Consider the following 24,975-nt stretch of genomic DNA (forward strand, 5'->3'; position numbering starts at 1 on the left):
CATGATATGATATCATTATATCAATGACTCGCATCCTTGCCGATCTGCCCGATGAGGACATCAAGTGGCTCGACGCCCAGGCGGCCGAGCAAGGCAAGTCCCGTGCCGCAGTGCTGCGGGAGGCGGTCGCGGCCTATCGCGCTGAGGCGCCGCCGGCCGGGGACAAGGATTGGCTCGATCAGGCGTTCGGAATCTGGAAGGATCGCACCGATATCGGAGACGCCGTCGAGTGGCAGCGCCGCGAGCGCGCTTCATGGACCCGCCCGTGGGATGACGACTATGAAGAGGTCAAGGCTGAGTTCCCGGACCTGTTCGACGAAGACGATGACCGCGAGCGCCAGCGCTATCTCGACATGACCGGTCGCGAAACCTCCGATCAGAAGCGCACATCCAAGTGAGCGGTTATTCGTTCGACAGTAACATCCTGATCTATGCGCTCAACGGTGATCCGGTTGCGCATGCGGAGATCGCGCGGGTCGATCGGCCGTGGATCAGCCGCGTTACCTGGATCGAGGTGCTGTCGAAGGAGCGCGGCGCGACCCTTGCGAATATCAAGCGGTTCCTTGGCGGCTTTTCGATTGACGAGGTGGACGCGCACATCGCCGAACACGCAGCGGCGCTCCGGCGCGAGCGGCCTCGCCTGAAACTACCGGATTCGGTGGTGCTCGCTTCCGCTCAGGTCAATCACCGTATTCTCGTAACAAACAACACCAAGGACTTCCCGGCGAACATGCCGGGCGTCCGGGTTCCTCGAAACTTCTAGGCAGAGACAGCAAACATGTGTGGAATCGTTGGAATCCTGGGCAATGACGATGTTGCCGACCGGCTGCTCGACGGCCTGAAGCGGCTGGAATATCGCGGCTATGACTCGGCGGGCATCGCGACCATCGTCGATGGCGGCATCGCGCGCCGCCGCGCATCGGGCAAGCTGGTCAATCTTGGCAAAGTGCTGGCCGAAGACCCTCTGCCCGGTACGGTCGGCATTGCCCACACCCGCTGGGCAACGCATGGCGGCCCGACCACCAACAACGCCCATCCGCACGCGACCGGTGAGGTCGCGCTGGTCCACAACGGAATCATCGAGAATTTCAAGCCGCTGCGCGAAGAACTGCTGGCGCGCGGCCGCGTGTTCGAGAGCGAGACCGACACCGAGATCGTCGCGCATCTGGTGAGCGAGCAGGTCGAGGCGGGCCTCGATCCGGTCGCTGCGGTCAAGGCCATCCTCCCGCGTCTGCACGGTGCCTTCGCGCTCGCGATCCTGTTCCGCAGCCATCCCGACATGCTGATCGGCGCGCGGCTCGGTTCGCCGCTGGTGGTCGGCTATGGCGAGGGGGAGACCTATCTCGGCTCCGACGCGCTCGCGCTCGCGCCGCTGACCCAGCGCATCTCATATCTGGAAGAGGGTGATTGGGTCGTCCTCACCCGCGACGGCACGCAGGTCTATGACGTCGAGAACAACCCGGTCGAGCGCCCGATCGTCAATTCGGGCGCATCGGGCCAGCTGATCGACAAGGGCAATCACCGCCACTTCATGGCGAAGGAAATCTACGAACAGCCGATCGTCGTTGCGCAGACGCTGCGCGGCTATCTCCAGCGGCTCGAGGAAAAGGTGACACTGCCGATCCCCGAGTTCGACCTGTCCGCGATCCGCCGCGTGACGATCGTCGCGTGCGGCACCAGCTATTACGCCGGGATGGTCGCCAAATACTGGTTCGAGCAGTTCGCGCGGGTCGCGGTGGACATCGATGTCGCTTCCGAGTTCCGCTACCGCGCGCCGGTGATGGAGCCGGGCGGGTTGATGATCGTCATCAGCCAGTCGGGCGAGACCGCCGACACGCTCGCCGCGTTGCGCCACGCCAAGGCGGAGGGGCAGACGATCGCCGCCGTGGTAAACGTGCCGACCAGCACGATGGCGCGTGAGGCTGACCTGCTGCTCCCCACCCATGCCGGGCCGGAGATCGGCGTCGCGTCGACCAAGGCATTCACCTGCCAGCTCGCGGTCCTCGCCGCGCTCGCCGCCAATCTCGCCAAGGCGAAGGGGCGGATGACGCCGGAGGAGGAAAAGGAAATCGTCCTCCACCTCGCCGAAGCGCCCGCTGCGCTCAACGATGCGCTCAGCCGCGACGAGGCGATCGAGGCGATGGCCGGCAGCGTCGCCGGTGCGCGTGACGTCCTCTATCTCGGCCGCGGCACCGACTATCCGCTAGCGATGGAAGGCGCGTTGAAGCTCAAGGAAATCAGCTATATCCACGCCGAGGGCTATGCTGCGGGCGAAATGAAGCACGGGCCCATCGCGCTGATCGACGAGAATGTGCCCGTCATCGTCATCGCGCCGAGCGGCCCGCTGTTCGAAAAGACCGTCAGCAACATGCAGGAAGTGCAGGCGCGCGGCGGCAAGGTCGTGCTGATCTCCGACGCCGAGGGGATTGCTGCAGCGGGCGACAATTGCCTCGCGACGATCGAGATGCCCAAGGTCCACCCGCTGATCGCGCCGATCGTCTATGCGGTGCCGGTGCAACTGCTCGCCTACCATGTCGCAGTGGCGAAGGGCACGGACGTCGACCAGCCGCGCAACCTCGCCAAGTCGGTCACGGTGGAGTGAGCTAGCCGAAGCGGTGGTGGAGCGGGTGAAGGGAATCGAACCCTCGTCGTGAGCTTGGGAAGCTCCTGCTCTACCATTGAGCTACACCCGCGAGGCGCGCCGAAATCGGGGGTTTGCGCGGCATTGTCAAGCCGGATCGCATGAATATGGCCAGGCAGCAACATGACCCGCGTCGCTAATCCGGAGTTAGCCAGTCTGGGTGACGCTTTGCTAGCAATGATGTGGGTAGGCCTTCAGTCGGGAGCCATAGGGCCGGGGCTGGAGCTGCGAGCACTCTATCTTCGGTGAACGTTTGCTCGCGGGAGCAATGCCCGTGAATGTCGATCATGCGTCGGAAGCGACGCTGCAACCCGACGATGATCGCCGCGCCGACGACCGGACGACGACCCTGTTCCAGGTCGCACGGCTGCTTACCGAAGCGGGGGCGCAGCATCTCTGCCTGATCCGCAATATCGGGGCGGGCGGAATGATGGTCGAAATCTACGCGCCGCTCGAACCGGAGACGCGGGTGCGGATCGAACCCAAGGTGTGCGATCCCGTCGCCGGGGTGGTGCGCTGGGCACAGGCGGGGCAGGCGGGGATCGCCTTTGACGATCCCATCGACGTGCACGCTTATCTCCACACACATAACGTGCTGCTGCCCGATCAGCTGCCGCGATGCCCGCGCGTGACGACGACGTTACGGGCGCGGCTGCGGATCGGTGCCGTCTGGCACCTCGTCCCGCTGATCGACCTGTCGCAGGGCGGGGCGAAGGTCGAAACCGACCTGCCCGTCGAACTGGGGCAGGGGGTCGAGATCGATATCGCGGGCATCGGAACGCTGGGCGCGCATGTCCGCTGGGTGCGCGGCGAGCGGATCGGCCTGATCTTCACCAGCGCATTGCGGCTGGCGCGCGTCGCCCAATGGATCGCGACGCATGGCGCGGAACAGGGCAATGTCCGCGCCGCATGATTGCGCTCAGTCGATCGTGCGTCCCAGTTCGCGGTTAAGCCAAAGTGCCACCAGCGTGCCGATCGCGCCGGACAGCAGATAGGCACCCGCCGCGAGCAAGCCGAACTCCGCCGATAGCCACAACGCCGCCAACGGCGCGAAACCCGCCCCGAACAGCCAGGCAAGGTCGGAGGTCAGCGCGGAGCCGGTATAGCGATGGCGCTGCTGGAAGCTCGCCGACAGCGCGCCCGATGACTGGCCAAAAGTGAGGCCGAGTAGGACGAAGCCGAGCAGCATGAACGCCGCTTCGCCTGCTTCGCCCATTTCGAGCAGCTGCGGGGCGAAGCCGCTGAACGCCGCGATGGCGGCCGCGGTGGCGGCGAGCACGGTGCGGCGACCGACCCGGTCGGCGAGATAGCCCGAGGCGATGATCGCGCCGACGCCAAGCGCGGCTGCAACCGCCTCGATCGCGAGGAAGCGGACCGGCGATTCCTCGGTATACAGGAACACCCAGGACAGCGGGAACACGGTGACCATGTGGAACATGGCAAAGCTCGCCAACGGGGCGAAGGCACCGAGGATGATCGTGCGCCATTCGGAACGGATCGTCTCGGTCATCGGAGCCGGCTGCAGCTCGCGGCGTTCGAACAAACTGGCATATTCGGGCGTCACCACGATACGCAGCCGGGCGAATAGCGCGACGACGTTGATCGCGAACGCGACGAAGAACGGGTAGCGCCAGCCCCAGTCGAGGAAGTCCTGCGCGGGCAGGGCGGCGATCAGGAACATGAACAGCAAGCTGGCGACGATCAGGCCGAGCGGCGCGCCGAGCTGCGGGATCATCGCATACCATCCGCGTTTGCCCTCTGGGGCATTGAGTGCGAGCAGCGAGGCAAGGCCGTCCCAGGATCCGCCCAGCGCCACGCCCTGACCCATGCGGAACAGTGCGAGCAGCAGTGCCGAGCCTACGCCGATCGAGGCATAGCCGGGAAGGAAGGCGATGGCGGCGGTCGATCCGCCGAGCAGGAACAGCGCAATGGTCAGCTTGGCGCCGCGACCATAGGCGCGGTCGATCGCGGTGAAGATCAGCGTACCGACCGGCCGCGCGACAAAGGCGAGCGCGAAGATCGCGAACGACCACAAGGTCCCCTGGAGCGGGTCGAGATGCGGGAACACCAGCGACGGGAACACCAGCACCGATGCGATGGCATAGACGAAGAAGTCGAAGAATTCGGACGTGCGCCCGATCACCACGCCGATCGCGATCTCGCCCGGGGCGATCTTGTGCCCATCCCGCGGGCCGTCGGAATTGACCGCGCGCGCATCGCGTTCGGCTTCGGTCGTGGGGACGGTTTCGGCGCTCATTCCAGTCTTCCCGGCTTGCCCCGCTGACGCGGCGCGACTCACTCATGCGGTCCAGTGTCGGCTTCCCGCAGTGAAAACGCACTGCTGCATTGATGGGCATCAAGGGATTGGACAAAATGTCCTATGTGCGCGCCGGGGGCACAGGCGTAGGCGCCGATCATGGCCCAGAACCCTGTCCGATTCCGCCATCGCCTTCGGCCCCTGCTCGCGCTTGCGGCCCTGCCGCTGCTGTCCGGCTGCGGGCTGATCGTCCTCGACCCCGCCGGTGAAGTGGCGCGGCAGCAGGGCAATCTGGTGATGATCTCCACCGCGCTGATGCTGTTGATCATCGTGCCGGTGATGGCGCTGACCGTGTTCTTCGCGTTCAAATATCGCGCGGCGAACCAGGACGCGACCTATGATCCCGACTGGGACCATTCGACCCAGCTGGAGCTGGTGATCTGGGCAGCGCCCCTGTTGATCATCATCTGCCTTGGCGCCCTGACCTGGGTCGGCACGCATCTGCTCGACCCGTATCGCCCGCTCGCGGCCGCTGAAGCCAAAGGGCCAGGCGCACCGGAGACCGACCGCGAAAAGCCGCTCGAGGTGCAGGTCGTCGCGCTCGATTGGAAGTGGCTGTTCATCTATCCCGAACTGGGGATCGCGACGGTCAACGAGTTTGCCGCGCCGGTGGATCGCCCGATCCGCTTCCGCATCGCGTCCTCCACGGTGATGAACAGCTTCTACATCCCCGCGCTGGCGGGCCAGATCTATGCGATGCCGGGCATGGAGACCAAGCTGCACGGCATCTTTAACGAGACCGGCAATTTCGTCGGCTTCTCCGCCAACTATTCCGGCGCCGGCTTCTCCAACATGCGCTTCGCTGCAAAGAGCATGGAGCGCGGCCAGTTCGACGCCTGGGTCGCGCAGGTGAAGGGCAATGCAACGCCGCTCGACCGCGCCACCTATCTCAAGCTCGAACGCCCGAGCGAGAAGGAGCCGGTGCGCCGCTTTGCGCAGGTCGAGCCGAACCTGTTCGACCGCGTCGTCAACCTCTGCGTCGAGCCTGGCAAGATGTGCATGCACGACATGATGGCGATCGACGCGCGCGGCGGGCTGGGCCTCGCCGGCACGTACAACGTCCGCGACCTTGCCTATGACAAATTCACAGCGCGCGGCACGTTGCCGACGCTCAACACCCGCTATGTCGCCGCCGTCTGCACCACGCCGATGGTGCCGATGACCGGTCCCGATCCCAAGCCGGTGGACAGCACCCCGCTGACCGGCGCCGGCCTGTCGCGCGTGCGCCAGTCGACCCCGCCGATCGCGCGTACCGCGATGACTGACATCCCCGTCCTTCCGGAAAGCTGAGCAAGCCCGTGTCCGATCCCATTGCGCATCCCGCCCCGTCGGTCGATCCGATCTTCGGCCGTCTGTCGCTCGACTCGATCCCGCTGCACGAACCGATCCTGATCGTCACCTTTGCGGTGGTCGCGATCGGCGGCATGGCGGTGATCGCGCTGCTGACCAAATATCGCCTCTGGGGTTATCTGTGGAAGGAGTGGTTCACGAGTGTGGACCACAAGAAGATCGGGATCATGTACATGATCCTCGGCCTCATCATGTTCCTGCGCGGCTTTGCCGATGCGATCATGATGCGGTTGCAGCAGGCGATGGCGTTCGGCGGGAACGAAGGCTATCTCAACGCGCACCATTATGATCAGATCTTCACCGCGCATGGCGTGATCATGATCTTCTTCGTGGCGATGCCGTTCATCACCGGCCTCATGAACTATGTCGTCCCGCTGCAGATCGGCGCGCGCGACGTCAGCTTCCCGTTTCTCAACAATTTCAGCTTCTGGATGACCGCAGCGGGCGCGGCGCTGACGATGGTGTCGCTGTTCGTCGGTGAATATGCCCAGACCGGCTGGCTCGCCTATCCGCCGCTGTCGGGGATTACTTACAGCCCCAATGTCGGCGTCGATTACTACATATGGTCGCTACAGATAGCAGGCGTCGGCACGACCTTGTCCGGCATCAACCTGATCGTCACCATCCTGAAGCTGCGCGCGCCGGGCATGGGCCTGATGAAGATGCCGGTGTTCACCTGGACGTCGCTATGCGCCAACATCCTGATCGTCGCCAGCTTCCCGGTGCTGACCGCCGTGCTCGCGCTGCTCGGACTCGACCGCTATGCGGGGACCAACTTCTTCACGAACGACTTCGGCGGATCGTCGATGATGTACGTGAACCTGATCTGGATCTGGGGCCATCCTGAGGTCTACATCCTGATCCTGCCGCTGTTCGGCGTGTTCAGCGAAGTCACCTCGACCTTCTCGGGCAAGCGGCTCTTCGGCTATACCTCGATGGTCTATGCGACGGTGGTCATCACCATCCTGTCCTACGTCGTGTGGCTCCACCACTTCTTCACCATGGGGTCGGGGGCGAGCGTCAACAGCTTCTTTGGCATCACTACGATGGTGATCTCGATCCCGACGGGTGCGAAGCTCTTCAACTGGCTGTTCACCATGTATCGCGGGCGCATCCGGTTCGAGCTGCCGATGATGTGGACGATCGCGTTCATGCTGACCTTCACCATCGGCGGCATGACTGGTGTGCTGCTCGCGGTGCCACCGGCGGACTTCGTGCTGCACAATTCGCTGTTCCTGATCGCGCATTTCCACAATGTGATCATCGGCGGCGTGCTGTTCGGCCTGTTCGCGGCGATCAATTACTGGTGGCCCAAGGCGTTCGGGTTCAAGCTCGACAAGAAGTGGGGCCTGGTGTCCTTCTGGTGCTGGGTCGTGGGCTTCTGGCTCGCCTTCGCGCCACTCTACATCCTTGGCCTGATGGGCGTGACGCGACGGATGCGGGTGTTCGACGACCCGTCCTACCAGATCTGGTTCATCATCGCCGGCATCGGCGCGGCGACGATCGCGGTCGGCATCTTCGCGATGCTGGTCCAGTTCGCGGTCAGCATCTGGAAGCGCGAGGAGCTGAAGGTCGATGGCGACCCGTGGAACGGCCGCACGCTGGAATGGGCGACCAGCTCGCCCCCGCCGGAGTATAATTTCGCTTTCACCCCGCGCATCCATGATCTCGACGCGTGGTATGACATGAAGAAGCGCAACGCCGCGCGTCCGGTCGACGGGTTCCGCGACATCCATATGCCGCGTCCGACCGGCGCCGGGATCATCCTGTCGGGCATCAGCCTGGTGATCGGCTTTGCGCTGGCGTGGCATATCTGGTGGCTGGTGATCGCGGCGTTCGTCGCGCTGCTCGCCACCGCGATCATCCACACCTTCAACTATGACCGCGACTTCCACATCCCGGCGGCAACCGTCACCGAGGTTGAGGACGCCCGCACCCGCCAGCTGGCCGCCGGAGCCGCCGCATGACCGCTATCACCGCCACCAACGAGCCGCCCGTCTTTTACGAGTTGGAGGAGCATCCGCACCCTGAGGGGCACAGCACGATGCTGGGCTTCTGGATCTATCTGATGAGCGACTGCCTCATCTTTGCGATCCTGTTCGCCTGTTACGCGGTGCTGGGCGGCAATTACGCCGCCGGGCCGGGTCCCAAGGACCTGTTCGACCTCAAGCTGATCGCGCTCAACACCGCGATGCTGCTGTTTTCGTCGATTACCTATGGCTTTGCGATGCTGTCGATGCAGCTGGGCAAGGTTCGCGCGACACAGGGCTGGCTGGCCGTCACCGGCCTGTTCGGCGCGGCGTTCCTGGCGATCGAGCTGTATGAGTTCGCCCACCTGATCCACCTCGGCGCGACGCCCCAGCGCAGCGCGTTCCTGTCGGCCTTCTTCACGCTGGTCGGCACCCACGGCCTGCACGTCACCTTCGGCCTGATCTGGCTGGTGACACTGATGGTTCAGCTGGGGCGCAAGGGCCTGATCCCCGCCAATCAGCGCCGGGTCGCGTGCCTTGGCATGTTCTGGCACTTCCTCGACGTCATCTGGATCGGCGTCTTCACCTTTGTCTATCTGATGGGGATGCTGCGATGAGCGCGCACCATGACGAGCAACACGCCGCCGCCGAGCTGCCGCACGCGACGCTGCGCGATTATGTGATCGGTTTCGTGCTGTCGGTGATCCTGACCGCGATCCCGTTCTGGCTGGTGATGACGATGCCGCTCAGCGCCGGGGTTACGGCCGCTGTCATCATGGGCTTTGCGGTGGTGCAGATCATCGTCCACATGATCTTCTTCCTGCACATGAACCCGAAGGCGGAGGGCGGCTGGACGCTCACCTCGCTGGTGTTCACCGTGATCGTGATCTTCATCATGCTCGCCGGCTCGCTGTGGGTCATGCATCACCTCAACAGCAACATGATGCCGCAGCATCTGGAGCAGCAGGTCCCGTGAAGCTCCGCCGCGCCGTTCCGGCGGCGCTGCTGCTGATGCTCGCCGCCGGGTTTGTGGCGCTGGGCATCTGGCAGGTCGAGCGGCGGGCGTGGAAGCATGCGCTGATCGACGCGGTCGCGACGCGCAGCACCGCCGCTCCGGTCGCCGCGCCGGCTCCCGGGGTTGCGGTGAGTGCCGAGGCGGACGCCTATCGCCGCGTGCGGGTTACGGGACACTTCCTGCATGAGCGCGAGACGCTGGTGCGTGCGGTCAGCGATCTGGGCAGCGGCTATTGGGTCGTCACCCCGCTCGATACCGGTCGCTTCACGGTGCTGGTCAATCGCGGCTTCGTGCCGCCCGACCGGCGTGAGTCCGCAAGCCGCGCGGCGGGCAATGGGGCGGGGCAGGTGACCGTCACCGGCCTGCTGCGCGTGACCGAGCCGGGCGGCGGCTTCCTGCGCAGCAACGATGCGGTGGCGGACAATTGGTATTCGCGCGATGTCGACGCGATTGCCGCCGCGCGAGGGCTGAGCAACGCCGCACCCTATTTCATCGACGCCGACGCCGCGCCCAATCCGGGCGGGTGGCCGCGCGGCGGGCTGACCGTGCTGCGCTTCTCCGACAACCATCTGGGGTATGCCCTGACCTGGTTCGCGCTGGCATTGCTGTCGCTGGTCGGTATTTGGCTGGTGTTGCGCAAAGCGGTGGTTGCGCCCAACAAGGGTTCGTGAACCGGCAGATCCTTGAGCCCGCCTTTCAGCGGGCGGATGCGGGGCGGCGCAACATGCTGCTGCTCACGCAATTGCGCTGGCTGGCGGTGGGCGGACAGCTGGTGACGGTCGCGGTCGTCCAGCTTATCCTCGGCATCGACCTTCCGCTGACGCAGTTGCTGATGTCGACCGCCACACTTGCCGCGCTCAACATCGCCAGCCATGTGCTGATCGCCAGCGGCGCGCGCTTCAGCGACGGCGCGCTGGCGGCCGCCCTGCTGTTCGATGTCGGCGCGCTGACGGTGCAGCTCAGCCTGTCGGGCGGGATCACCAATCCCTTCGCTGCGCTGTTCCTGCTGCACATCGTGCTCGGCGCGGTGCTGTTGCGGCCGCATTATCCGTGGACGATCGTCGCCGCGACGCTGATCGCGCTGGGCATCCTCGCGCTCGATCCGACGCCGTTGGTGCTGCCGGCCGATCTGCCGGTCGATCCGGTCAATCTGTACCTGTTCGGCGGGTTTGTCTGTTTCGTGCTGATCGCGGTGCTGCTGGTGGTCTTTATCGGCCAGATCAGCCGCAACCTGCGCACCCACGACGCCGCGCTCGCCGCCGTCCGCCAGCGCGCGGCGGAAGAGGATCATATCGTCCGCATGGGCCTGCTCGCCTCGGGCGCGGCGCATGAGTTGGGGACGCCGCTGTCGCTGTTGTCGGTCGCGATCGGCGACTGGCGGGCGATGCCGCGACTCAGGGACGATGCCGAGCTGCAGCAGGAACTGGCCGAGATGGACGGGGCGGTTCGGCGCTGCAAGGCGATCGTCAGCGGCATCCTGATGTCGGCGGGCGAGGCGCGCGGCGTGGCCCCGGAGGTGACCAGCGTGCGCCGCTTCCTGACCGAGATTGTTGCGGATTACCGCGCCAGCCTGCTCCCCGGCACGCTCGACTTCGACGACCGCTTCGGCGCTGACGTGACCATCGTGTCCGACCCGGCGCTGCGCCAGGTGATCGGCAACGTCATCGACAATGCGATCGAGGTATCTCCCGGCACCGTGACCCTGACCGCACTGCGCGAGGAGGACGCGCTGGTGATCGAAATCGCCGATCGCGGCACCGGCTTCGCCCCCGAAATCCTCGCCACCTTCGGCCAGCCCTATCGCTCGACCAAGGGCAAGCCGGGCGGCGGCCTCGGCCTGTTCCTGCTGGTCAACGTCCTGCGCAAGCTGGGCGGGGAGGCGAGCGCGGAGAACCGGCTGGACGGCGGCGCGCGGGTGCGGATCGTCCTGCCACTCGCGGCGCTGGCGATGGCGGCACCGCGATGAGTGCGCGCCTGCTGATCATCGTCGAGGATGACGAGGCATTTGCCCGGACGCTCAAACGCTCGTTCGAGCGGCGCGACTACACCGTGCTGTGGGCGGCAAACCATGACGAGCTGGCGGCGTTGCTGACCGACCACGCGCCGGATTTCGCGGTGGTGGATTTGAAGCTCGGCGGCGCATCGGGGCTGGCGTGCGTCCAGACGCTGCGGGCGAGCGACGCGGGGATGAAGATCGTCGTCCTCACCGGTTTCGCCAGCATCGCGACGGCGGTGGAGGCGATCAAGCTGGGCGCGAACCACTATCTCGCCAAGCCATCGAACACCGACGATATCGAGGCCGCGTTCGCGCGCGTCGATGGCGATGTCGATGCCCCGGTCGACGGCCGCACCTCATCGATCAAGACGGTCGAGTGGGAGCATATCCACCAGACCCTGGTCGAGACCGACTTCAACATCTCCGAAGCTGCGCGGCGCCTGGGGATGCATCGCCGCACGCTGGCGCGAAAGCTGGAGAAACGGCCGGTGCGTTAGGGGGTGGGCGATAAACGAGCGCGTTCAGCTCGATGGCTGGGCGGCTTAAACCGGTGATTAGGTGCCGTCTCGGCGTCGCGGTCGCAATCGCCGAAGGCGACGTGCCAAGCCATGCGGCTGCCGCACGCCAAAATGGCTGAGCTCGCGACGTGCATCCAGATCGCCCATCCGCGCAGCCCTATAAAGCCACCGACGGTATCCGTGAAGATCGCCGACATTGTAGAGCGACATGGCCATGTTCTGCGCGGCGTTCGGTTCTCCAATACGATAGGCGCGGTAGGTCTGGGCAATCGGGCTGTTGCGATCTTGAAGCCGCCCCAATTCTCTCAACGATCCAGTCTGCGTGTAGCGATTTGCCAAATCGAGCAGAGCGGGACCGTAACCACGCAACGCAAGATGCCGTAAGACCGGCTCGCCGAAACCGTTCGCCCGTCTTTCAAGGATCATCTGGGCGCGCCGGAATAGTCGGTCTTCTCTGGTTTCCACGCCACAAACGTAACGCATTGGGCGACCTCCGCAACGGGGTCGCTTGCAGCCAGCCCCCTTCATGCATCGGGTGCCCAATCATCCGACCCCCGTCGGGGTGGAATGGATGGGATGCGGCTTGCCGTCAGCGCACAGCAAAGGCATGGCGCGGGGCACGAGAGAGGAATTCCGATGCGCCTGCGTTCGCTGTTGTTCGTTCCCGGTGACCGGCCCGACCGGATGGAAAAGGCGCTGGCCAGCGGTGCCGATGCGCTGATCCTGGACCTTGAGGATTCGGTGACGCCGGAGCGCAAGGGCGACGCGCGCGCGGCGGTGGCGGCGTTCCTCGCACGGCAGCACAGCGGCCCGGCGCTGTGGGTCCGCATCAACCCGCTCGACAGCGGCATGACGCAGGACGACCTTGCCGCCGCGCGCGGGGCGGACGGCATCGTGCTGCCCAAATCGGCGAGCGGGCAGGATGTCGCCGCGCTCGACGCGATGCTCGCGGGCGTGGCCGCGCGCATCCTGCCGATCGCGACCGAAACGCCCGCCGCGATTTTTGGCCTCGGCAGCTATGCCGGTTGCTCGCCGCGCCTCGCCGGGATCACCTGGGGGGCGGAGGATCTGCCCGCCGCGATCGGCGCGCAATCCTCACGTGAGGCGGACGGGCGCTACACCCCGCCCTATGAGATGATCCGCGGCCTGACGCTGTTCGGCGCGCACGCCGCCGGGGTCGCGCCGATCGAGACCGTCTATCCCGATTTTCGCGATCTCGACGGGCTGGCGGCCTATTGCGCGCGGGCGATGCGCGACGGCTTTACCGGCATGATGGCGATCCACCCGGCGCAGGTGCCGGTGATCAACGCCGCCTTCACCCCGTCCGAAGCCGCCATCGCGCATGCGCAGGCAGTCGTCGCCGCCTTCGCCGCCAATCCGGGCGCGGGCGCGCTTCAGCTCGACGGCAAGATGATCGACGCGCCGCACCTGAAACAGGCGCAGGCGCTGCTCGCCCGTGCGGGAGTGGCATGACGCCAGAGTTTCATCGCGACGATTTGGGTCGGCTGGAGCGGGCAGGGCGGCTGCGGTCGCTGAGTCCTCGCACCGGGCTGGATTTCGCGTCGAACGACTATCTCGGCCTCGCCAATGATCAGCGGCTGCGCGATGCGGTGGCGGATGCGGTCGCGCGTGGCGTGGCGGTCGGGTCGGGCGGATCGCGGCTGCTGCGCGGCAACGACCCGGAGATGGCGGCGCTGGAGGCCGAAGCCGCTGCACTGTTCGGGGCGGAGGCATGCCTGTATTTCGCGACCGGCTTTGCCGCCAATGTCGCGCTGCTGGCGACGCTGCCGCAGCCCGGTGACCTGATCGTCCATGACGCCATGATCCACGCCAGCATGCACGACGGCCTTCGCCTCGCCCGCGCTCCGGCGGTGGCTGCGGGGCATAACGACCCGCAGGCAGTGGACGATGCCATCCAGGCGTGGCGCGCGCAGGGCGGGACGGGCACGCCGTGGATCGCGTTCGAAACGCTCTATTCGATGGATGGCGATTGCGCGCCGGTCGCGGACTTCGCGGCAGTGGCGGCGCGGCATGACGCCATGCTGCTGATCGACGAGGCGCATGCCACCGGTGTGTGGGGCGCGAACGGGCGCGGCCTCGCCGAGGCGCTGGAGGGCGCGGAGAACGTCGTCGCGCTCCACACCTGCGGCAAGGCGCTGGGCTGTCAGGGCGCGCTGGTCACCGGCCCGCGCGTGCTGATCGATTTCCTGATCAACCGCGCGCGTCCCTTCATCTTCTCGACCGCACCCTCGCCCTTGCTGGCCAGCGCCGTCCGCGCGGCGCTGCGCATCGTGGCGGAGGAGCCGGAGCGGCGCGCGCGGCTCCATGCGCTGATCGCCCATGCCGAAAGCGTGCTCGCCCCGCATGGCGTGACCGCGACGGGGACGCAGATCCTGCCGCTAATCCTCGGCGACGACACGGCGACGATGGCGCGCGCGGCGGCGGTGCAGGCGCGCGGGTTCGACGTGCGCGGCATCCGCCCGCCCACGGTCGCGCCCGGCACCGCGCGGCTGCGGATCACGCTGACGCTCAACGTCACCGCGCAGGACATCGATTCACTGGCAGAGGCACTCGCATGATCGTTGTCACCGGCACCGATACCGGGGTGGGCAAGACCGTCGCATCGGCGGCGCTCGCCTGGCGGCTCGGCGCAACCTATTGGAAGCCGGTCCAAGCCGGGCGCGAGGACGCGGAGAGCGACCGGGAGGCGGTCGCGCGGCTGGCCGGGGTGGAGACGCTGCCCGAGGCCTATTTCCTCGAAACGCCCTGTTCGCCGCATCGTGCGGCAGAGATCGATGGTATAACGATCGATCCCGCCCGCCTGACGCCGCCAGCCGGGCGGCTGGTGATCGAGGGGGCGGGGGGCGCGCTGGTGCCGGTGACCCGCGACCTGCTCTACGCCGACCTGTTCGCGCGCTGGGGGCTGCCGGTGGTAATCGTCGCACGCACCGCGCTCGGCACGATCAACCACAGCTTGATGACCATCGAAGTGCTCCGCGTGCGTGACGTGACGGTCGCGGGCATCCTGTTCTCGGGCGATGAAGTGCCCGACAGCCAGGCGACGATCTGCGCGATGGGGCGCGTCGCATCGCTCGGCCGCCTGCCGCGCCTCGACCCGCTGACCCCGGACAGCCTGCGCGCTGCGGCGGCACAGCTCGATCTCGGGCCGATCGCATGACGTCACCCGTCTGGCACCCCTTCACACAGCATGGCCTCAATGAGCCGGTGCCGCTGGTCACGCATGCCGAGGGTGCGATCCTGCACACCGCCGATGGCCGCCGGGTGATCGACGCCATCTCGTCCTGGTGGGTGACGACGCACGGCCATTGCCACCCGCGCATCATGGCGGCGATCCGCGCGCAGGCGGAAAAGCTCGACCAGCTGATCTTTGCCGGCTGGACCCATGAACCCGCCGAGACGCTGGCGCGTGACCTCACCGCGATGATGCCGCCCGCGCTGACCAAGGTGTTCTTCTCCGACAGCGGATCGACCAGTGTCGAGGTCGCGCTGAAAATGGCGCTCGGCCATTTCGCCAATCGCGGCGAGGATCGGTCCCGCATCATCGTGATGGAGGGCAGCTACCACGGTGACACGATCGGCGGCATGTCGGTCGGTGCGCGCGGCGTGTTCAACAAGAGTTACGCGCCGCTGCTGTTCGATGTCGACGTCATCCCCTTTCCTGAGCGCGGTCGTGAGCCGCTGACGATGGCAGCGCTCGAACGATATTGTTCGCAATCGCCCCGGCCCGCTGCGCTGATCGTAGAGCCGATGATCCTCGGCGCGGGGGGCATGCGCATCTATCTGCCCGGGGTGCTGCGCGCGATGCGCGACATCTGCGCGGCGCATGGCGTGCTGTTCATCGCGGACGAGGTGATGACCGGCTGGGGCCGTACCGGGGCGCTGCTGGCGTGCGAATGGGCGCAGATCGTGCCGGACCTGCTGTGCCTGTCGAAGGGGTTGACCGGCGGGTCGCTCCCGCTCGCGGTGACCATGGCGACCGAGGAGATTTTTGCCTCGCATTTGAGCGAAGACCGGTCGCGGATGTTCTTCCATTCGTCGAGCTACACCGCCAACCCGATCGCCTGTGCCGCTGCCGTCGCCAACCTCGCCATCTGGCGTGAGGAGCCGGTGCTGGAACGCGTTGAGAACCTGGTCTTGCGCCAGACCGATCTCAGCGCCCCGCTACGCAGCAAAGTGTCCAAACTCCGCCAGATCGGCACGATCGTCGCGATGGAGCTGGAGGATCGTGCGGGCAGCTATATGTCGGTGCTCGGCCCGCAACTAATGGCGTTCTTCCGCGAGCGCGACGTGCTGCTGCGCCCGCTCGGCAACACCGTTTACGTCATGCCGCCTTACGGCATCGCCGACGATGATCTGGCGCGGGTCTATGCGGTGATCGCAGAGGCGGTCGACACGCTCTAGGCCGCGCGCAGATCGGACAGGAAGCTGCGCACCGCGCCGTCGAGCGCGCTGGCTTCGGCGTGGATGCGGTTGGCGAGGCCGCTCATCTCCTGCGCGCTCTGCGTCGCCGATCCCGCGCTGCCGCTGATTGCCGCGACGTCGTCGGCGATCAGTGCGCCGGCGCTGACCGTTTCGTCGACCGTAGCGGCGATCAGCCGCGTCGTATCGCGCTGCGTCGCCACGGCATGTTCGACCGTGTCGCACAGCCGCGCCATCGCCGCGATGGCGCGCTCAACCTCTTCATGTCCGCCCGCCACCTGGGCGATGCCGTCACAGATTTCGGCGACATGGGTGGTGATGCGCCCGGCGGCATTGCCGGCCTGGGTCGCCAGCGCCTTGACCTCGTTCGCGACCACGGTGAAGCCGCGCCCGGCCTCACCCGCGCGCGCGGCTTCGATCGTGGCATTGAGCGCGAGCAGATTCACCTGCCCCGCAATCTCGCCGATCAGCGCGATCACCGCGTCGATCGACTGCGCCGACCGCATCAGCTGACGCATGCGCGCGCCGCCCTCGCCGACCAAGCCGACAGCGTGCTCCGCCGCGCGCTTGGCCCGCGCGGTGTCACTGTTGATCGCGGCAAAGGCATCGGCGAGCATCCGACCGTGCTCGGCAATGCCGTTCATGCCAAGGCTGGTCTGCGATGCCGCCGCCGCGACGGTTGCGGCGCGGTCGCCGGTATCGGCGGCGCGCACTGCGGTGGCGCTGGCATGGGTGCCGATGCGCTGGGACAGGGTGCCGAGCGTCCCGGCCAGTGCAGCGACCTGGGTTTCGAACTGGTTCGATGCCGCTTCGATCCGGGCGGAGCGTTGCAGCTGCCCGCGCGCATGGTTGAGCTCGCGTTCGACCGCCAGGCTGACGATCCGCCGGTTTGCCACTACCGCAAACAGCCGCCCGCGATGGGTGAGGATCATGCCCTCCTGGCCACTGGCGGCGCGATAGGCGTCGAGCACTGCGCCGATATCCTGATCGACCTCTGCCTGAGGGCTGGGGCGGATATGCGCGGCAATCGCGCTGCCATAGGCCGGATTGCGCATCAGGGCGTGACCGAACGGGTTGAGCAGCAGCCGCCGCACATCCTTTTCGAACAGCGCGCCAATCGCCCGGTGATTGGCATCGATCACCGGCAGCAGGCGCAGTTCCATATTGGTCTGGAACATCTCGGTCGCGGTGAACAGCGTGTCGTGTTCGCGCAGGAACGGCGGGTTGCGCTCGACCGTCGACAACCAGTCGCGCATCGTCGACGAAGGGGCGGGGGCGGGATCGGCTGGCGCGAACATGGCCGCAACCTAGGGACCACAGGGTAAATGCCGCGTTATCCGGGCGTGACACTTCGGTGACAAATGGCGGATTTCCGGGATTTTCTGGACGTGAATGCGACAAACCAGTAACAATCGTAACTTGTGGACTTGCCGCGCAAGGGCTGGCGGGTGCATGAGCGCCGCAACAAGGAGAGGCATCATGGCGACGTCCGTTCGCGAGATCACCCATTTCATCGGCGGCGCGGCGACCGCCGGCACCGGCACGCGCCGGTCGGACGTGTTCGACCCCAATAGCGGTGCGGTGCAGGCACAGGTGACGCTCGGCAGCCCCGCCGACCTCGAAACCGCGATGCAGAAGGCGCTGGCGGCGCAGGTCGGCTGGGCAGCGACGAACCCTCAGCGCCGTGCCCGCGTCATGTTCGCGTTCAAGGCGCTGGTCGAGAACCACATGGACGAGCTGGCGCATCTGCTCAGCGCCGAACATGGCAAGGTCATCGCGGATTCGAAGGGCGATATCCAGCGTGGGCTGGAGGTGATCGAATTCGCCTGCGGCATCCCGCATGTGCTGAAGGGCGAATACACCCAAGGGGCGGGCCCGGGTATCGACGTCTATTCGATGCGCCAGCCGCTTGGCGTGGTCGCGGGCATCACCCCGTTTAACTTCCCGGCGATGATCCCGATGTGGATGTTCGGCGTCGCCATCGCCTGTGGCAATGCCTTCATCCTCAAGCCCAGCGAGCGCGACCCCAGCGTGCCGGTGCGCCTCGCCGAACTGATGCAGGAAGCCGGTCTGCCAGACGGCATCCTGCAGGTTGTGCAGGGCGACAAGGAGATGGTCGACGCGATCCTCGATCACCCCGAGATCAAGGCGGTCAGCTTCGTCGGCTCGTCCGACATCGCGCATTATGTCTATCGCCGTGGTGTCGAGGCGGGGAAGCGCGTTCAGGCGATGGGCGGCGCGAAGAACCACGGCATCGTGATGCCCGACGCGGACCTCGATCAGGTCGTCAACGACCTTGCCGGCGCGGCCTTCGGATCGGCCGGTGAGCGCTGCATGGCGCTTCCGGTGGTGGTCCCGGTCGGCGAGAAGACCGCCATCGCGCTGCGCGAAAAGCTGCTGCCCGCGATCGAGGCGCTGCGGATCGGCGTGTCGACCGATGCCGAGGCGCATTACGGCCCGGTGGTGACTGCCGCGCACAAGGCGAAGATCGAAAGCTATATCCAGATGGGCGTCGATGAGGGCGCCGAGTTGGTCGTCGACGGTCGCGGCTTCAGTCTGCAGGGGCATGAGGAGGGCTTCTTCGTCGGCCCGACCCTGTTCGACCGCGTGACGCCGCAGATGCGTTCCTATCAGGAGGAGATTTTCGGCCCCGTGCTCCAGATGGTCCGCGCCGACAATTTCGAGGAGGCGCTGCGCCTGCCGAGCGACCATCAATATGGAAATGGCGTCGCGATCTTCACCCGCAACGGCCACGCCGCGCGCGAATTTGCTGCGCGGGTCAATGTCGGCATGGTCGGCATCAACGTGCCGATCCCCGTGCCGGTCGCCTATCACAGCTTTGGCGGATGGAAGCGCAGTGCGTTCGGCGACACCAACCAGCACGGCATGGAGGGGGTCAAGTTCTTCACCAAGGTGAAGACGATCACCCAGCGCTGGCCCGATGGCGGCGTGGGGGACGCCGCCAACGCCTTCGTCATTCCCACGATGGGATGAGGTGGATGCGCCGCGGAGTTCGAGAATCGCTTGAGACCATGCTAACCATCTTTCCGGGTCTGCGGGGGATGCGGCTTGGTCTGGCTGTTTCGGATAATCGTGGCGGTTGCGGCGCTCACCTTCATCGCGTGGGCCGCACCGCTTGCGCTGTCGGCGGGCGAGCCTGAGCGCGTGGACAAGCGCATCGCCATCACCTTTGACGATACCCCGCGCGGGGCGGGGGCATTCCTGACGCTGGAGGAACGCGGGCCGAAGCTGATCGCGGCGCTGGAGGCTGCAGGCGTGCGGCAGGCCGCGTTCTTCATCAACCCGTGCCGGATGCAGAGCGATCGCGACGGCGCTTTGGTCCGTGCGTATGAGACGGCGGGCCACGTCCTTGCCGACCACACCTGCAGCCATCCCGGCCTGTCGCGGGTCAGCGCCGAATTCTACCTCGCCGATATCGACCAGTCGCAGGCGTGGCTGCGCGGGCGTTCGAGCTATCGCCCGTGGTTCCGCTTCCCGTTCCTCGATGAAGGTGGGCGCGATGCGGGCAAGGCACAGGCGGTGCGCGACGGGCTTGCTGCGCGCGGGCTGATCAACGGCTATGTCACCGCCGACGGCTATGACTGGAACATGGAGCGGCTGACGATCGCGGCGAAGCGCGCGGGGCGGACGATCGACATGGCGCGGCTGCGCGATCTGTATGTCGAGACCCATGTCGGCGCGGCGGAGTTCGCCGACAGCCTCGCGCTGCGTGCCACCGGCCGCCATCCGGCACAGGTGCTGTTGCTCCACGAGACCGACCTCGCCGCGCTGTTCCTGCCCGACATGGTCGCCGGGCTGCGCAAGGCCGGCTGGACCATCGTCACGGCGGATGAGGCATTCGACGACCCGATCGCCCGCCGCACGCCACAGGTCGATTTCGCCAACGGCACCCGTATCCAGATGCTCGCGTGGGAAAAGGGGCTGGAGGGATCGCGCTGGTACGACCGCACCGACGGCCCCATCGCCGACCGGCTGTTTGAGGAGCGAGTGATGCAGGGAGGGCGCGTCCAGTGAGGATCGTCGCGGCGTTGCTCGCCGCTATGCTTGTCGCGTTCCCCGCCGCCGCGCAAAAGCGGATTGCGCTCAGCTTTGACGATGCGCCACGCGGGGCCGGGGCGTTCCTCGATCCCGACGACCGGGCGAAGAAGCTCACCGCCGCGCTCAGGCGGGCGGGCGTCAAACAGGCGGTGTTCTTCGTGAACCCCGGCAATATCGGCCAGCCCGGCCATGGCGACGGTCTCGCCAATCTCGACCGCTATGTGAAGGCAGGCCATGTCCTCGCCAACCATAGCTGGTCGCACCTCAAGCTCGCCAGCACCGACGCCGACGCCTATCTCGCCGATCTGGACCGCGCCGAAGCCTGGTTGAAACCCCGCCCCGGCTACCGCCCGTGGTTCCGTTTCCCGTTTCTGGATGAGGGCGGCAAGGACAAGGTCAAGCGCGACGCGATCCGTGCAGGGCTGAAGGGGCGCGGGCTGATCAACGGCTATGTCACGGCTGAATCATCGGACTGGAATATCGAAAGCCTGACCATCGCAGCGAAGAAGGCAGGCAAAACGATCGACATGAAGGCGCTGCGCGATCTCTATGTCGAAAGCCATGTCGAGGCGGCGGAGTTCTACGACGCGCTCGCCGTCAGGACACTTGGCCGCTCGCCCGCCCACGTCATGCTGCTCCACGAAACCGACATCGCCGCTCTGTTCATCGGCGATCTGGTCAAGGCGCTGAAGGCAAAGGGCTGGACCATCGTCACCGCCGACGAAGCCTATGCCGACCCGCTCCGCGACGCCGCTCCCGACACGCCGCATGCCCAGGGCACGCTGATCGAGGCGCTGGCCTGGGAAAAGGGCCTGCCCGCGCCGCGCTGGTACGACCGCAACGACCTGCGCATCGCCAATCCGTTGTTTGCGCGGCGGGTGTTGGGGGAGGGGCAGTGACCACCCTCCCGGTCGGTCCATGGCCGCGCCGAAGCGCGGCCATGTATCCGTCAGATGTTGATCTCGGTCCATTCGACGGTCGAGTTGCCACCGCTATTGGTTTGGTTGCTCGACGTGTTGTAGGCACCCATCTTCGCGTAGAAATGGCGTCCGGTCTTGAGCTGGCCGCCGTCATAGACCGTGCCCGCGCGATCGCCGTCCGGGTTCGATTTCTGGCACTTAACTCCGTTGATATAGTAAGAGGGGCTTTGTCCCGCGCTGACCGACATGCTGATGGTGTAATAGGTGCCGACGGTCACCGCCGGCGCGCCGTTGCACACTTGGCCACCCTGGACGATGTAGAATTCGAGGTTCGACGAGCCCGATTTGGGCCGGATGGCAAGCTGGGTCACCGGCTCGGACGGGCCAGAAGTCTGGCCGACCGCAACGACGTTCAGCACCTGCATCAGGCTGACCCATTTGCCGCCGCTCACCAGCCTGAACCGGCCCGACGCGGACCTGCCCGTCGTGCTCGAACTGCCGCGCAACTCTGCCCGACCCGGCGTGCTGTCGGTCCGCTGCTGAATGATGAAGCGGTGGCCGCCGCTGATATTCTGAATCTGCCCGCGCGCATCCACGTCGGTCGTATAGGCATAGGCAGCGGTGGCCACCGCCATCGCGGCGACAGCCCCGGCAAGGGCGCAGTTCCGGGGCGATACGAGCGTGTTCGTGATCTTCATGACGTCCCACTCCTAAGGTCCGGCATTCATCGCGCGGTTCCAGCCGCATTGCCCGAAGTTGTCAGACAACTGATACCGGTGTCAGCTAGGTGCGTCGGACCAGGAAAAATGGCAAGAGTGAAAATGAATTTTGGCGCGTTAGGTGCTTTGGCGCCCCGCGACGCCGTGTCCGACTTGCCGCATGCCCAGGGCACGCTGATCGAGGCACTGGCGTGGGAGAAGGGCCTGCCCGCGCCGCGCTGGTACCACCGCAACGACCTGCGCATCGCCAATGCGTTGTTTGGGAAACGCGTGATGGGAGAGGAGAAATGAACCGTTTGGCTTGTACGTCATTGATGGCAACGCTGGCGCTTGCTGGCTGTTCCGCTGGTGACATGACGAACGACAGCGCGACCGTGACGGTCAATTTAGTCCTCCCGAGCGACGGCAAGCCTGCGCCGGAGCCGAGCGGCATCGTGCCGATCCCGCCGATCCCGGTCGCGCTGCACGGCTGCTGGCGGCTGGACGATCCGGACTTTCCCGACGCGACGACCCAGCTTCAGATCGACAGCGAAAAGATCGTCCAGACCGCCGACTGGCGCAAGGAAACCGTCACGGCCACCGCTGAACGGGTCGAGCAAGTCAGCGACACGATGATCGCGGGCGTGTTCAGCGCGCCCGAGGGACGTAACCGCATGACCATCGCGACAAAGCTCAGCCTCGGCACCGAACCGGGGCGGATGGTGTTGTCGGAGGGCGATGCCGGTAGCCAATGGTATCGCCGCTGCAAGAAATGATGATTGAGGATGCAATGACCGACCAGTTCGACCTTACCGAAGACCAGCGCGCAATTCAGGAGATGGCGCAGCGCTTTACCGCCGACGCGATTACCCCGCATGCGGCGGAATGGGACGAAAAACACATCTTCCCGCGCGAGACGGTGAAGGCCGCCGCCGAACTTGGCTTCGGCTCGATCTACGTCAGCGAGGAGAGCGGCGGAATCGGCCTGGGTCGGCTCGAAGCGGCGCTGATCATGGAGGCGATGGCCTATGGCTGCCCCGCGACCAGCGCGTTCATCTCGATCCATAACATGGCCGCATGGATGATCGACCGCTTCGGGTCGCAGGCGGTGAAGGACAAATATCTCCCGCAACTCGTCACCGCCGACTGGCTGGCAAGCTATTGCCTGACCGAGCCGTCCTCAGGCTCCGACGCCGCAGCGCTCAAGACGACGGCGAAACGCGACGGTGACCATTTCATCGTCAACGGGTCGAAACAGTTCATATCCGGCGCGGGCGAAAATGAGCTCTATGTTACGATGGTCCGCACCGGCGTCGATGGCCCCAAGGGCATTTCATGCCTCGCTATCGAAAAGGACATGCCGGGCGTCAGCTTCGGTGCGAACGAGCGCAAGCTCGGCTGGCATGCGCAGCCGACGCGACAGGTGATGTTCGACAATGTCCGTGTGCCGGTCGAAAACCTGATCGGCGCCGAGGGCGAAGGCTTCCGCATCGCGATGATGGGGCTGGATGGCGGTCGCCTCAACATCGGCGCCTGCTCGCTCGGCGGGGCGCAGCGCTGCCTTGATGAGGCAATTGTCTATACAAAAGACCGCAAGCAGTTCGGGACCGCCATCGCCGAGTTCCAGAACACCCAGTTCATGCTCGCCGACATGGCGACCGAGCTGGAGGCGGCGCGCGCGCTGCTCTACCTCGCCGCCGCCAAGGTCACCGCCAACGCGCCGGACAAGACCAAGTTCGCCGCAATGGCCAAGCGCTTCGCCACCGACACCGGATCTGCAGTGGTCGACCGCGCGTTGCAGCTGCATGGGGGCTATGGCTATCTGATGGATTACCCGATCGAACGCTTCTGGCGCGACCTGCGCGTCCATTCGATCCTGGAGGGGACCAATCAGGTGATGCGGATGATCGTCGGGCGGGAGCTGACCCGCCAGTGACCGATGTCCTGATCTCTACAGAAGGCCGCGTCGGCCGCATCCGGCTCAACCGGCCCAAGGCGATCCATGCGCTCAACACCGGCATGTGCGCCGCGATCCTCGATGCGCTGGCGGCGTGGCGCAGCGATATGTCGGTCGAGGCAGTAATGATCGACCATGCCGAAGGTCGGGGCTTCTGCGCGGGCGGCGATATTCGGATGCTCGCCACCAGCGGCGCGGACGATGGCGCGGCGGCGCGGGACTTTTTCCGCGTCGAATATCAGATGAACCACGCGCTGTTCACCTTCGCCAAGCCGATCGTCGCGTTCATGGACGGCATCACGATGGGCGGCGGCGTCGGCCTCAGCCAGCCCGCACGCTTCCGCGTCGCGACCGAAAACACGAAGTTCGCGATGCCGGAAACCGGCATCGGCCTGTTCCCGGACGTCGGCGGCGGTTGGTATCTCTCGCGCCTGCCGGGCCGCATCGGCCAGTATCTTGCGGTCACCGGTCACCGGCTCGACGGCGCGGAGTGCCTGGCGCTCGGCCTCGCCACCCATTATCTGCCGGCCGAGCGGCTGGACGATGCCAAGGCGCGGATCGTCGCCGACCCGCAGGCGATCGACGCGGTGCTGGCGGACCTATCCGTTCCCGCCCCCGACGCCCGCATCCTCGCCCACCGTGAGGCAATCGACCGCCTGTTCGCGAGCGACAGGCTGGAAGACATCCTCGCCGCGCTCGAAGCGGATCCGGGCGATTGGGCGATGCAGCAGCGCGCCGATATCGCGGGCAAATCCCCGCAGTCGATGAAGGTCAGCCTCAAGCTGCTGCTGGACGGCGTGACCATGCCGACCTTCGAGGACGAGATGCGGCAGGAATATGCAGTCGCCACCCGCGTCGTGCAGCGCCACGATTTCATCGAAGGTGTCCGTGCCCTCATCATCGACAAGGACAACCACCCGCGCTGGGATCCCGCCACGCCAGAGGGAGTAAGCGATCATCTGATCGACCAGATCTTCGCGCCGCTCCCCGAGGATGCGGCGTGGACGCCGGCTTAACTCCCCTCCCGCTTGCGGGAGGGGCTGGGGGAGGGCCTGTCACGGGCACCGTCCCCAAGAAACAGGCCCTCCCCCGAC

General features: G+C 66.1%; 26 protein-coding genes and 1 tRNA gene. 22 read left to right on the forward strand and 5 right to left on the reverse strand.

Going from position 1 to position 24,975, the window contains the following annotated elements; all coding sequences use genetic code 11:
* The first annotated feature begins 23 nt into the window (after positions 1 to 23).
* From ACRYLO_RS02825 to glmS, 3 genes are read left to right on the forward strand one after another with little or no spacing between them, the layout of a single operon-like run.
* Positions 24 to 398 carry a ribbon-helix-helix protein, CopG family gene (locus ACRYLO_RS02825; RefSeq protein WP_482658768.1) on the forward strand — a complete coding sequence of 125 codons (375 nt, stop codon included), beginning with the start codon at positions 24 to 26 and terminating at the stop codon, positions 396 to 398.
* On the forward strand, positions 395 to 763 hold the full coding sequence (locus ACRYLO_RS02830; RefSeq protein ID WP_482658769.1) for a PIN domain-containing protein: 369 nt from the start codon (positions 395 to 397) through the stop codon (positions 761 to 763). The genes ACRYLO_RS02825 and ACRYLO_RS02830 overlap by 4 nt, the downstream gene beginning before the upstream one ends.
* Before the next feature lie 15 nt (positions 764 to 778).
* On the forward strand, positions 779 to 2,602 hold the full coding sequence (gene glmS, locus ACRYLO_RS02835; RefSeq protein ID WP_482658770.1) for a glutamine--fructose-6-phosphate transaminase (isomerizing): 1,824 nt from the start codon (positions 779 to 781) through the stop codon (positions 2,600 to 2,602).
* A gap of 17 nt (positions 2,603 to 2,619) precedes the next feature.
* Here glmS and ACRYLO_RS02840 read toward each other — a convergent pair.
* Positions 2,620 to 2,693: transfer RNA gene (locus tag ACRYLO_RS02840), tRNA-Gly, on the reverse strand.
* Positions 2,694 to 2,915: 222 nt separating this feature from the next.
* Between ACRYLO_RS02840 and ACRYLO_RS02845 the strand changes: the two genes are divergently transcribed.
* A complete protein-coding gene (locus ACRYLO_RS02845; RefSeq protein ID WP_482658771.1) occupies positions 2,916 to 3,554 on the forward strand; it encodes a PilZ domain-containing protein in 639 nt (212 codons plus the stop codon).
* Positions 3,555 to 3,560: 6 nt separating this feature from the next.
* Here ACRYLO_RS02845 and ACRYLO_RS02850 read toward each other — a convergent pair whose 3' ends face one another.
* Positions 3,561 to 4,898: an MFS transporter gene (locus ACRYLO_RS02850; protein WP_482658772.1), complete on the reverse strand. Its 1,338-nt coding sequence runs from the start codon at positions 4,896 to 4,898 to the stop codon at positions 3,561 to 3,563.
* 159 nt (positions 4,899 to 5,057) lie between these two features.
* On the opposite strand from ACRYLO_RS02850, the gene cyoA reads away from it, so the two are divergent.
* Genes cyoA through ACRYLO_RS02885 form a run of 7 tightly spaced genes read left to right on the forward strand, consistent with a single transcriptional unit; the run spans position 5,058 to position 11,786 of the window.
* The gene (gene cyoA / locus ACRYLO_RS02855) at positions 5,058 to 6,248 is read left to right on the forward strand and encodes a ubiquinol oxidase subunit II (protein ID WP_482658773.1); all 1,191 of its coding nucleotides are present in this window, start codon (positions 5,058 to 5,060) and stop codon (positions 6,246 to 6,248) included.
* Positions 6,249 to 6,256: 8 nt separating this feature from the next.
* Positions 6,257 to 8,275, forward strand: a complete 2,019-nt coding sequence (cyoB, locus tag ACRYLO_RS02860; RefSeq protein ID WP_482658774.1) for a cytochrome o ubiquinol oxidase subunit I — start codon at positions 6,257 to 6,259, stop codon at positions 8,273 to 8,275.
* The gene (gene cyoC / locus ACRYLO_RS02865; RefSeq protein ID WP_482658775.1) at positions 8,272 to 8,895 is read left to right on the forward strand and encodes a cytochrome o ubiquinol oxidase subunit III; all 624 of its coding nucleotides are present in this window, start codon (positions 8,272 to 8,274) and stop codon (positions 8,893 to 8,895) included. The genes cyoB and cyoC overlap by 4 nt, the downstream gene beginning before the upstream one ends.
* On the forward strand, positions 8,892 to 9,254 hold the full coding sequence (cyoD, locus tag ACRYLO_RS02870; protein WP_482658776.1) for a cytochrome o ubiquinol oxidase subunit IV: 363 nt from the start codon (positions 8,892 to 8,894) through the stop codon (positions 9,252 to 9,254). The genes cyoC and cyoD overlap by 4 nt, the downstream gene beginning before the upstream one ends.
* A gap of 35 nt (positions 9,255 to 9,289) precedes the next feature.
* Entirely contained in the window at positions 9,290 to 9,964 is a 675-nt protein-coding gene (locus ACRYLO_RS02875; protein ID WP_482661661.1) for an SURF1 family protein, read from the forward strand.
* Entirely contained in the window at positions 9,961 to 11,259 is a 1,299-nt protein-coding gene (locus ACRYLO_RS02880; RefSeq protein ID WP_482658777.1) for an ATP-binding protein, read from the forward strand. The genes ACRYLO_RS02875 and ACRYLO_RS02880 overlap by 4 nt, the downstream gene beginning before the upstream one ends.
* On the forward strand, positions 11,256 to 11,786 hold the full coding sequence (locus tag ACRYLO_RS02885) for a response regulator transcription factor (protein ID WP_482658778.1): 531 nt from the start codon (positions 11,256 to 11,258) through the stop codon (positions 11,784 to 11,786). Before ACRYLO_RS02880 ends, ACRYLO_RS02885 begins: the two co-directional genes overlap by 4 nt.
* Before the next feature lie 57 nt (positions 11,787 to 11,843).
* Here the strand turns inward: ACRYLO_RS02885 and ACRYLO_RS02890 are convergent, their stop codons facing one another.
* The gene (locus tag ACRYLO_RS02890) at positions 11,844 to 12,290 is read right to left on the reverse strand and encodes a hypothetical protein (RefSeq protein WP_482658779.1); all 447 of its coding nucleotides are present in this window, start codon (positions 12,288 to 12,290) and stop codon (positions 11,844 to 11,846) included.
* Positions 12,291 to 12,443: 153 nt separating this feature from the next.
* On the opposite strand from ACRYLO_RS02890, the gene ACRYLO_RS02895 reads away from it, so the two are divergent.
* Genes ACRYLO_RS02895 through ACRYLO_RS02910 form a run of 4 tightly spaced genes read left to right on the forward strand, consistent with a single transcriptional unit; the run spans position 12,444 to position 16,229 of the window.
* Positions 12,444 to 13,280 (forward strand): HpcH/HpaI aldolase/citrate lyase family protein, encoded by an 837-nt coding sequence (locus tag ACRYLO_RS02895; RefSeq protein WP_482658780.1) that lies wholly within the window; start codon positions 12,444 to 12,446, stop codon positions 13,278 to 13,280.
* Positions 13,277 to 14,386: an 8-amino-7-oxononanoate synthase gene (locus ACRYLO_RS02900; protein WP_482658781.1), complete on the forward strand. Its 1,110-nt coding sequence runs from the start codon at positions 13,277 to 13,279 to the stop codon at positions 14,384 to 14,386. The genes ACRYLO_RS02895 and ACRYLO_RS02900 overlap by 4 nt, the downstream gene beginning before the upstream one ends.
* On the forward strand, positions 14,383 to 14,985 hold the full coding sequence (bioD, locus tag ACRYLO_RS02905; protein WP_482658782.1) for a dethiobiotin synthase: 603 nt from the start codon (positions 14,383 to 14,385) through the stop codon (positions 14,983 to 14,985). The genes ACRYLO_RS02900 and bioD overlap by 4 nt, the downstream gene beginning before the upstream one ends.
* The gene (locus ACRYLO_RS02910) at positions 14,982 to 16,229 is read left to right on the forward strand and encodes an adenosylmethionine--8-amino-7-oxononanoate transaminase (protein WP_482658783.1); all 1,248 of its coding nucleotides are present in this window, start codon (positions 14,982 to 14,984) and stop codon (positions 16,227 to 16,229) included. The genes bioD and ACRYLO_RS02910 overlap by 4 nt, the downstream gene beginning before the upstream one ends.
* Here ACRYLO_RS02910 and ACRYLO_RS02915 read toward each other — a convergent pair.
* On the reverse strand, positions 16,226 to 17,545 hold the full coding sequence (locus tag ACRYLO_RS02915) for a methyl-accepting chemotaxis protein (protein WP_482658784.1): 1,320 nt from the start codon (positions 17,543 to 17,545) through the stop codon (positions 16,226 to 16,228). The two genes, ACRYLO_RS02910 and ACRYLO_RS02915, sit on opposite strands and share 4 nt — an antisense overlap.
* Before the next feature lie 181 nt (positions 17,546 to 17,726).
* On the opposite strand from ACRYLO_RS02915, the gene ACRYLO_RS02920 reads away from it, so the two are divergent.
* The 3 genes from ACRYLO_RS02920 to ACRYLO_RS02930 all read left to right on the forward strand — a co-directional run bounded on the left by ACRYLO_RS02920 (position 17,727) and on the right by ACRYLO_RS02930 (position 21,205).
* Positions 17,727 to 19,241 (forward strand): CoA-acylating methylmalonate-semialdehyde dehydrogenase, encoded by a 1,515-nt coding sequence (locus ACRYLO_RS02920; protein ID WP_482658785.1) that lies wholly within the window; start codon positions 17,727 to 17,729, stop codon positions 19,239 to 19,241.
* 75 nt (positions 19,242 to 19,316) lie between these two features.
* Positions 19,317 to 20,282, forward strand: a complete 966-nt coding sequence (locus ACRYLO_RS02925; protein ID WP_482658786.1) for a polysaccharide deacetylase family protein — start codon at positions 19,317 to 19,319, stop codon at positions 20,280 to 20,282.
* The gene (locus ACRYLO_RS02930) at positions 20,279 to 21,205 is read left to right on the forward strand and encodes a polysaccharide deacetylase family protein (protein WP_482658787.1); all 927 of its coding nucleotides are present in this window, start codon (positions 20,279 to 20,281) and stop codon (positions 21,203 to 21,205) included. The genes ACRYLO_RS02925 and ACRYLO_RS02930 overlap by 4 nt, the downstream gene beginning before the upstream one ends.
* A gap of 50 nt (positions 21,206 to 21,255) precedes the next feature.
* Here ACRYLO_RS02930 and ACRYLO_RS02935 read toward each other — a convergent pair whose 3' ends face one another.
* The gene (locus ACRYLO_RS02935; protein ID WP_482658788.1) at positions 21,256 to 21,924 is read right to left on the reverse strand and encodes a hypothetical protein; all 669 of its coding nucleotides are present in this window, start codon (positions 21,922 to 21,924) and stop codon (positions 21,256 to 21,258) included.
* Between the two features lie 165 nt (positions 21,925 to 22,089).
* Between ACRYLO_RS02935 and ACRYLO_RS02940 the strand changes: the two genes are divergently transcribed.
* The 4 genes from ACRYLO_RS02940 (at position 22,090) to ACRYLO_RS02955 (ending at position 24,897) form a co-directional block, all read left to right on the forward strand.
* Positions 22,090 to 22,236, forward strand: coding sequence for a hypothetical protein (locus ACRYLO_RS02940; RefSeq protein WP_482658789.1), 147 nt, complete (start codon positions 22,090 to 22,092; stop codon positions 22,234 to 22,236).
* 62 nt (positions 22,237 to 22,298) lie between these two features.
* On the forward strand, positions 22,299 to 22,700 hold the full coding sequence (locus tag ACRYLO_RS02945; RefSeq protein WP_482658790.1) for a hypothetical protein: 402 nt from the start codon (positions 22,299 to 22,301) through the stop codon (positions 22,698 to 22,700).
* A 14-nt stretch (positions 22,701 to 22,714) separates the two neighbouring features.
* Positions 22,715 to 23,860, forward strand: a complete 1,146-nt coding sequence (locus tag ACRYLO_RS02950; protein ID WP_482658791.1) for an acyl-CoA dehydrogenase family protein — start codon at positions 22,715 to 22,717, stop codon at positions 23,858 to 23,860.
* Positions 23,857 to 24,897, forward strand: a complete 1,041-nt coding sequence (locus tag ACRYLO_RS02955) for an enoyl-CoA hydratase/isomerase family protein (protein ID WP_482658792.1) — start codon at positions 23,857 to 23,859, stop codon at positions 24,895 to 24,897. Before ACRYLO_RS02950 ends, ACRYLO_RS02955 begins: the two co-directional genes overlap by 4 nt.
* Positions 24,898 to 24,975 lie beyond the last annotated feature (78 nt).

Source organism: Sphingomonas sp. SDUR79 (assembly GCF_056821745.1).